5 protein-coding genes are annotated in these 7,840 nt (G+C 32.4%); all 5 read left to right on the forward strand.

Going from position 1 to position 7,840, the window contains the following annotated elements:
* The coding region (locus PHI38_RS07800) for a hypothetical protein (RefSeq protein WP_299854709.1) at positions 1 to 598 on the forward strand (598 nt) is incomplete at its 5' end.
* Entirely contained in the window at positions 591 to 3,224 is a 2,634-nt protein-coding gene (locus PHI38_RS07805; protein ID WP_299854711.1) for a glycoside hydrolase family 99-like domain-containing protein, read from the forward strand. The genes PHI38_RS07800 and PHI38_RS07805, both read left to right, overlap by 8 nt.
* 3 nt (positions 3,225 to 3,227) lie before the next feature.
* Positions 3,228 to 4,259, forward strand: coding sequence for a hypothetical protein (locus tag PHI38_RS07810; protein ID WP_299854714.1), 1,032 nt, complete (start codon positions 3,228 to 3,230; stop codon positions 4,257 to 4,259).
* Positions 4,260 to 4,279: 20 nt separating this feature from the next.
* Complete coding sequence (locus PHI38_RS07815) at positions 4,280 to 5,839, forward strand: hypothetical protein (RefSeq protein ID WP_299854717.1); 1,560 nt, start codon at positions 4,280 to 4,282, stop codon at positions 5,837 to 5,839.
* On the forward strand, positions 5,836 to 7,840 hold a 2,005-nt coding region (locus PHI38_RS07820), incomplete at its 3' end, for an NTP transferase domain-containing protein (RefSeq protein WP_299854720.1). The genes PHI38_RS07815 and PHI38_RS07820, both read left to right, overlap by 4 nt.

Consider the following 7,840-nt stretch of genomic DNA (forward strand, 5'->3'; position numbering starts at 1 on the left):
CCTCAATGGTGAACACTTGACATTAAAAGAAGAACATTCTCAACTCAATGCAAACCTTGATGAAGTCGTGAATGATCTGGCAAATATCAAAGAAGCGAATGCAACACAAAAAGCAGAACTTGAGCAAACACAACATGCCAACCAATTACTTACACAACAAAAAACTGAACTAGAAACACAACTGACTCAAAAAAATAAAGAGCTAGACAACCTCAATGGTGAACACTTGACATTAAAAGAAGAACATTCTCAACTCAATGCAAACCTTGATGAAGTCGTGAATGATCTGGCAAATATCAAAGAAGCGAATGCAACACAAAAAGCAGAACTTGAGCAACAAGTAGTAAATATCAATGGGGAGCTTCAAAGCACAATCCAAACGCTTCAAGAAATGGTACATGCCAAAGCAACTCTCGAACAAGAAAAAATACAACTAGAAGCGAATTACAGCCAAAAATTAGAGGAAATTGAAAAGCTCAATATAAATCTCGATGCAATCGTCGATGACCTTGCTAGTATCAAAGAGAGTAAATGCTGGATCTATACGAAACCAATTAGAGATCTTCAAAAAGCCTTAAAAGGAAATAGCGATGTTTAAATTCAAAAAAGGAAAAGAAAATTTGAAAAATATTATAGAAAAAAGTGGCTTATTCGACAAAGTTTATTATCTTAAGAACAATCATGATGTAAGAGTTGCAGACATGACTCCACTTGAACACTACTGCCAAATAGGCATAAAAGAAGATAGAATGCCAAATGCCACTTTTGACCCAAGCTGGTATAAAGAATATTACACTGATGTTAAAGCTGATGGTATCTATCCGTTACTCCATTTCATAAAATTTGGACGCCAAGAAAATAGGTTTAAAAGCAAGACAGAAAAAGATGAATACGAAAGATTACAAAACGAAGGTTTTGATACTGAGTTTTATAAAAACAACTATGAGGATTTAGCGAAGATCACGGATACAAGTTTTAATTGTTTATTGCACTACATCAGACATGGTCAGTATGAAGGTCGTACTTACCAAGTAACCAATCTACAAAAAACTGATATCGCAGGAAATCAAAAACAAAAAAAACGAATCGTGTATGAAACAACACAGGAAGCATTTGATACTGGATATTATTTACGTACTTACCCTGATATACTAGCTGCAGGTGCTAATCCTTACGAGCATTATATAAATTATGGCTGGCAAGAAGGTAGAAAACCTAATAATTGGTTTGATCCACTCTACTATTACGAAAAATATTTAGACGTTAAAGAGTCAGGGTTAGAACCATTAACACATTTTATTCAAGTTGGCCAATTTGAAAAAAGAGAAACAAAAGTTTTTGAAATTCATTCTTTGGACGAATCAATAAAAGTACAAATTCCCAAAGTCAACTTTGATTCTACTAGCAACGAATATACACAATATGAAGAGCATTTAGCATTAAATACATATATAAAAACCGTAGCTTTTTATTTGCCGCAATTTCATCCTTTTCCTGAAAATGACCAATGGTGGGGTAAGGGATTTACAGAATGGACAAATGTTAGTAAGGCAAAACCAAACTTCATAGGTCATTATCAACCCCATCTTCCAATACATAATGGTTTTTATGATTTAAGGGTACCAGAGGTAATGATAGAGCAAGCGAAATTAGCTAGAAACTATGGAATTCATGGATTCAACTTTTACTACTACTGGTTTGATGGCAAAATTTTAATGCATAAACCTTTTGAAATACTTTTAAAACATCCTGAGATAGATATAAACTTCTGTATTACTTGGGCAAATGAAAATTGGACAAGAAGGTGGGATGGAGCTGAAAATGACGTATTGATAGGTCAAAATCACTGTGATGAGGATTCTAAAAAGTTTATACATCACATGTTTCAATACTTTGATGATAAAAGATATATTCGTGTTGATAACAAACCCGTACTAATCATTTACAGAGCGAATATTATCCCTAATATGAAAGAAACTGTAGAATTATGGAGAGAAGAGGCGAAGCTAGCTGGATATGATGGTCTTTATTTAATATGCTCGCAAACTTTTGGTATTACTTCTCCAGAGCCTTATGGTTTTGATGCTGCAATGGAGTTTCCACCACACACAGTCATAAGTAATCTCATAAATACAAAAGTTGAAATAATAAATCCAGAGTACAATGGGCATATATATGACTATGAAGAAGTTGTTCAAAATGCTTGCATCAAAGAAGAACCTTCTTATAAGATGTTTAGAACAGCCATGCTTTCATGGGACAATACTGCTAGAAAACAAAATAACAGCCATACATTTTATAACTTCTCTTTGCTCAAATATAAACAATGGCTATCAAACATGGTATCAAATGTTGCCAATAATGAAAAATATCCAAATGAAGAAAAATTTGTATTTATTAACGCATGGAATGAGTGGGCGGAAGGCACACACCTAGAACCAGATAGAGAGTTTGGATACGGCTACTTACAAACTACTTACGATGTGTTAAAAAACTATAAGTATGATCATTATAAAACTTTCAGCAAAAAAGCCGTTAAAGAACATGATATCGCTGTGATATTACATATCCATTTTACAGACTTATGGGAAGAATTAGATCTATATTTACATAATTTAAATCATCTAGGATTTGACCTCTTTGTAACATTGACAAATATAGAAAATGATATAGTTGAAAAAATTATTCAAAAATATCCAAATGCATATATTAAACTTCTTGAAAATCGTGGTAGGGATATTTTACCTTTTCTTGAAGTGTATAAAAATATCAAAGAGTTAGACTATCACTATGTATGTAAAATACACTCCAAAAAAAGTGAGTATAGAACCGATGGTGCAAAAATTAGAAATGAAATATATGATTCTTTACTTGGCACTCAGGAGATCGTTGACAATATTATAAATGTTTTTCAATCCGATAGTACATTCGGCTTAATTACTAATAGAAAATATTTGATTCAACATACAGAACATAATATGACGTATGATCAAGAAATTGTTGATGATTTATGTGAGCTTCTTAAAATCGACTTTGAGTACACAACTTTTCCTGCTGGATCAATGTTTTGGTTCAAACCAAACGCACTAAATGGAATAGATAAAATTGAGAATAAATACTTTCAGGTAGAAGAAGGTCTTGCAGATGGCACAGTTGCTCACAGTATAGAAAGACTGTTTTGTAATATAGCTCAAAAAAACAACTACACATGTAAAGGTTTATAAAATATGAAAAAAACTTTATATATTCATATCGGAATAGGTAAGACAGGGACATCTGCAATTCAAAAAACTTTATTTGATTCAAGACAAAAATTATTAGATGCTGGTTACTATTACCCTTTGACGGGGCTTGCAGTAAATAATATAGGTCATCACTTGTTAGCGGCATACCAAGAAAAACAACCTAGTGAAAAAACAAAAGTATATTATGACCAGTTAGCCTATGAGCTATCCAATGTAGAGCAGTTTCGTATCATACTAAGCTCCGAACAATTCTGCTATTGTAAATCTGATTATCTTGATTTTGTTAAAGATTTTTTTTCACAATTTGAAATAAAAATTATATTTTTTGTGAGAGAACAAGTAAAGCTGGTAGAGTCTACCTACATGTGGTGGCTGTCTCAGGGATATAATTACAAATATAATATACGAGATTTTTTTCAGATGGCACAGGGGGGATTCAATTATAATTGGATGATAAATCCTTGGGTACAGCATTTTGGAGAGGATGCAATTAATGTTAAAGTATACGATAAAAACATTTTAAGTCGCTCAAATGGTATCATCAAATATTTTATGAATAGTATTGATGAAGATGTGACATTACCTGAGCAAACGCAGGATATAAATAAGAGCCTTAATAATTACTACTCTTATTTTATTTCTTTTTTAGATCAAACTTTTCCAGAGCTTTTAAATGTAAACTCTGTTTTTTTTAAGACAAGAGTACAAATAGTGAACAAATTAATTTTCATTTCAGATACTAACCTTGAGACTGCACTTATTAAAAAAGAGTTTGATGAAATAATAGAGTTATTAAAAACACGATTTTCATTTGACAATAAAAAAGAAAATTATATCAAAATATTTCTTACTAATTTTATGAAAAATTTAGATTTAAATCATTCTTTGATAGATGAGGAATTTAGAAAAGAAATTTTAGAATATTATAAAAATAGTAATAATATATTCTCAAATAGATTCTTAAATGGTATGGAAAAAGAGTATTTTATGAAAAATTATACTATTAAAAATTAAACAAAAAAGATACTTAAAGCATGGAAACAATTTTTGACTTTAAACCAAATGGAATGTTAGGTTTTATACAAACATGGCAAAAAACTGCGAATGAAGAGTGTTATTTCAATTTAAAGTTTTTTTTAGAAGATTTATCTTCAAAAGAATATATAATTTTTGAACATCCTATATTAGATTCTATCGTTACAACTTGCAGGGCAAATATTCTTATAAGATCAGCAAATCCAAGGAATATTCTTTTCTTCTCAGATGAAAACTTTGATAACTGTTGGTTCCTAGTACAGGGATATAATTTCATGGATGCAGTTGTGTATGATAACAAATTTTATGCGATGCTTCCTGAATCTCTTTGTCGTCCAAGTATCAATGCAATTAGCAAAATGATAGAAATGATACCAAACTATAAAAAATATTTTCGAAATCATGGTAATTTTATAGGATTTCTTTTAAATCACCAAAGACCTTATCATTTTTTTTATGACCAACTAGTTTCTATATTTGAACTTCATGAGAAGCTGATAGAAAACAACAAAAAAATTTTTTTAGGATTAGATAATTTTTATCAACCAGTTTTTTTTGATACACAGGATTACAAGGAAATAAAAAATGATATTGTTTTATTTCCCACTGTTTTGGGCATTGCTAAATATAAGTCAAATCAATATAAAAAGACTTCAAAAGTAATGGAAAATGCCATTTGTTATTCTACTGACATTAGTGAGATTAGTAACATAAACTTTAAAAAATTTGATTTGACTGTATGGATTGGGATTGCTGGAGAAAAAAGATCTTGGCTAGAACAGATTGAGGGATATCAAAATATCTTAAACCAATTAAGCAACTTCTTTGAAAATATTTTAATTTTGGTAGATGGTTTAACTGCTAATGCCCATTCCGAAATCCCTGATGAAGAAAATAAAAATATCTGCACATTAATAGCTTTAGGTTTAAATAAAAATATTGTTAATTTAAGCCTTGCTGGTAAGGATTATCACACAAAAATAGATTATTGTCGTAACATAGACATTTTCATCTCCGACGCAGGAGCAACTTCTATGGTACCTAGATTTTTTTGTATGAAGCCTGGGGTATTGCATTTTAGTAATAATCCTATCATTTTTACAGTAGAAAATTTCAGTCAAGTAAAAATGGTTGATAGTAGATTTGTTAAAAATGAAGAAGATGAAAATAGAAGAGATCTAGCAAGCTATCATATCTCATGGCAGCATATATTTAACCTCACTGCTGAATTGCTCAACCAAAGCAAAGGAACTAATATCCAACTGTTAGATGTTCCGCCTGTGGAAGAAGTGGCAAAAGTTTATGAGATTGAGATGAAAAAAAAAGTAAAAACGATACATTCGGATATATTCATGAAGCTTGAGAGAAAGATTACGCCAGAGTACAAAGCACCCGACATACTACGTGAAGTTGCTTTTGCTTTTGAACAGTCTGGCGATATTTCTACCGCGCTTACCATCATGCAAAAAGCACTAGAGCTTCGCCCAACAGGACCTACTATCAAGCAAAAAGTGAAAGAATATCAAGCCAAGCTAGAGAATAAAGGAGAATCGAAGTGAATATTAAAATCCTAGACTGCACCCTGCGAGACGGTGGCTACATAAACGACTGGGCGTTCAAAGACGCACATATGCAAAAGATACTAAAAGCACTCGGTGCTTCACATATAGATACTATAGAGTGTGGATATCTGAATGATAAAGTGGGAGTACAAAACGACTCTACCCTTTTTGATAGCACCACCACCACAGATGCAACGCTCTCTACCATAGCCCAAAGCAAATCTCAAAAAGTAGTGATGATAAACTTAGGCGATTATGATGTAACAAACCTACCACCAAAAGAGCAAACTAGCATAGATGGTATTCGTCTTGCTTTTCATAAAAAAGATGCGGACATAGCATTTGAGACAGCCAAACAGATAATAGCTCTAGGCTTTGACCTTTATTTTCAGCCAATGGTGACAAAAAACTACAAAGACATAGAGTTTTTGTCTATCATCGAGAGAGTAAACCATCTTAAGCCTTATGCATTTTATATAGTCGATAGTTTTGGCTCTATGACACTTGAAGAGTTTCATAAGTATCTTATTTTGGCTCATAACAATTTAGATGCTTCTATAGCACTAGGTTATCACTCACACAACAACATGCAGTTGGCATTTTCAAACGCTATAAGCATGTGTGCGCAAAACTTTAAAAGAGAGATCATCATAGACTCTAGTATCTACGGCATAGGTAGAGGTGCGGGCAACTTAAACACAGAGCTTATAGCAGACTACTTAAACAGCTCTCATGAGAAAAGCTATGACACACTACCACTTTTAGAAGTCATCGATGAGCTTTTAACTTCACTCATGGCAAAAAACTCATGGGGCTTTTCGCCTGCACAGTTTCTCTCTGCTTCGTACAACTGCCACCCAAACTACGCTACATACTTAGTAAATAAAAACACAAACCATATAGTGGGCATAAAAAAGGTACTTGACAAACTCCCACAAGAGAGTAAAAACTCATTTGACAAAGAGCTAATAGAAAAGCTTTATAGAGGTTTTGTATTAGAGGTAAAAACACCTGCTAGGGGCAAGTTAGAGATACCAAAAGAGAAAAAAGTGCTACTCATAGCATCGGGCAAAAGTGTCTCAGAGAACAAAGAGCTATTAGAACAAAGAGCAAATAATGAAACCTACACCCTTGTAGCACTCAACCATAAACCAAGTGTAGAGTGTGATTATTATTTTTTTACTAACCAAAAAAGGTATGATGAGTTTAGTGAGCAGTTAGAATGCTCTAAAATAGTCACTACTACAAATATTACAACCAACGATGGGGTATTCGCTGTTTTAGATTTAGAAAAACTTGCATTCACTAATGATAATCTTGTTATGAATGTTGCTGTAATTTTTATAAATTATTTAATTGCAAGTGGATTTAAAAAGACAGAGATAGCAGGGTTAGATGGTTACAGTGTCAAAGCAGACAACTATAACTATGATGAAACATCTTCTGTATTAGACTCTAAAGCACTGCTAGAACAAAACAAGCTTATAGATGAGGCACTAAGTGCTATAAAAGAAAAAATAGATATTAGCTTCTTGACACCAAGTATTTTTATGAAAAAAGATAAGTTAAAAATCATAGGTGTAATACCTGCTAGATATAAATCTAGTAGATTTGAGAGCAAGCCACTATGCATGATAAAAAATATTCCAATGGTAAAACGCACTTATGAACAAGCTAAAAAATCTACACTTTTAGATGAACTTGTAGTGGCAACTGAAAGCGAAAAGATAAAAGAGTATTGTGAAAGTGAAAACATACCAGTTGTTATGACAAGTGATACTTGCTTGACAGGAACAGACCGCATAGCAGAGGTAGCACGCTCAGTGGAAGCAGACCTATATGTAAACATTCAAGGTGATGAACCAGTAATTGACCCAAAAAGCATAGATGAAGTAGTAGCTGAGTATAAACTTTATGGCGATGAGTATATAGCCTATAATCTCTATAAGTTCACAGATGATAATGAAGAAATACAAGCAGACACTATAATAAAAACAA

It is taken from the genome of Sulfurimonas sp., assembly GCF_028694895.1.
Lineage (GTDB): Bacteria > Campylobacterota > Campylobacteria > Campylobacterales > Sulfurimonadaceae > Sulfurimonas.

Bases quoted from the DNA above. Each gene is read 5' to 3' on its own strand.
- PHI38_RS07815 (WP_299854717.1), top strand. From the start codon at position 4,280: ATGGAAACAATTTTTGACTTTAAACCAAATGGAATGTTAGGTTTTATA.
- PHI38_RS07810 (WP_299854714.1), top strand. From the start codon at position 3,228: ATGAAAAAAACTTTATATATTCATATCGGAATAGGTAAGACAGGGACA.
- PHI38_RS07805 (WP_299854711.1), top strand. From the start codon at position 591: ATGTTTAAATTCAAAAAAGGAAAAGAAAATTTGAAAAATATTATAGAA.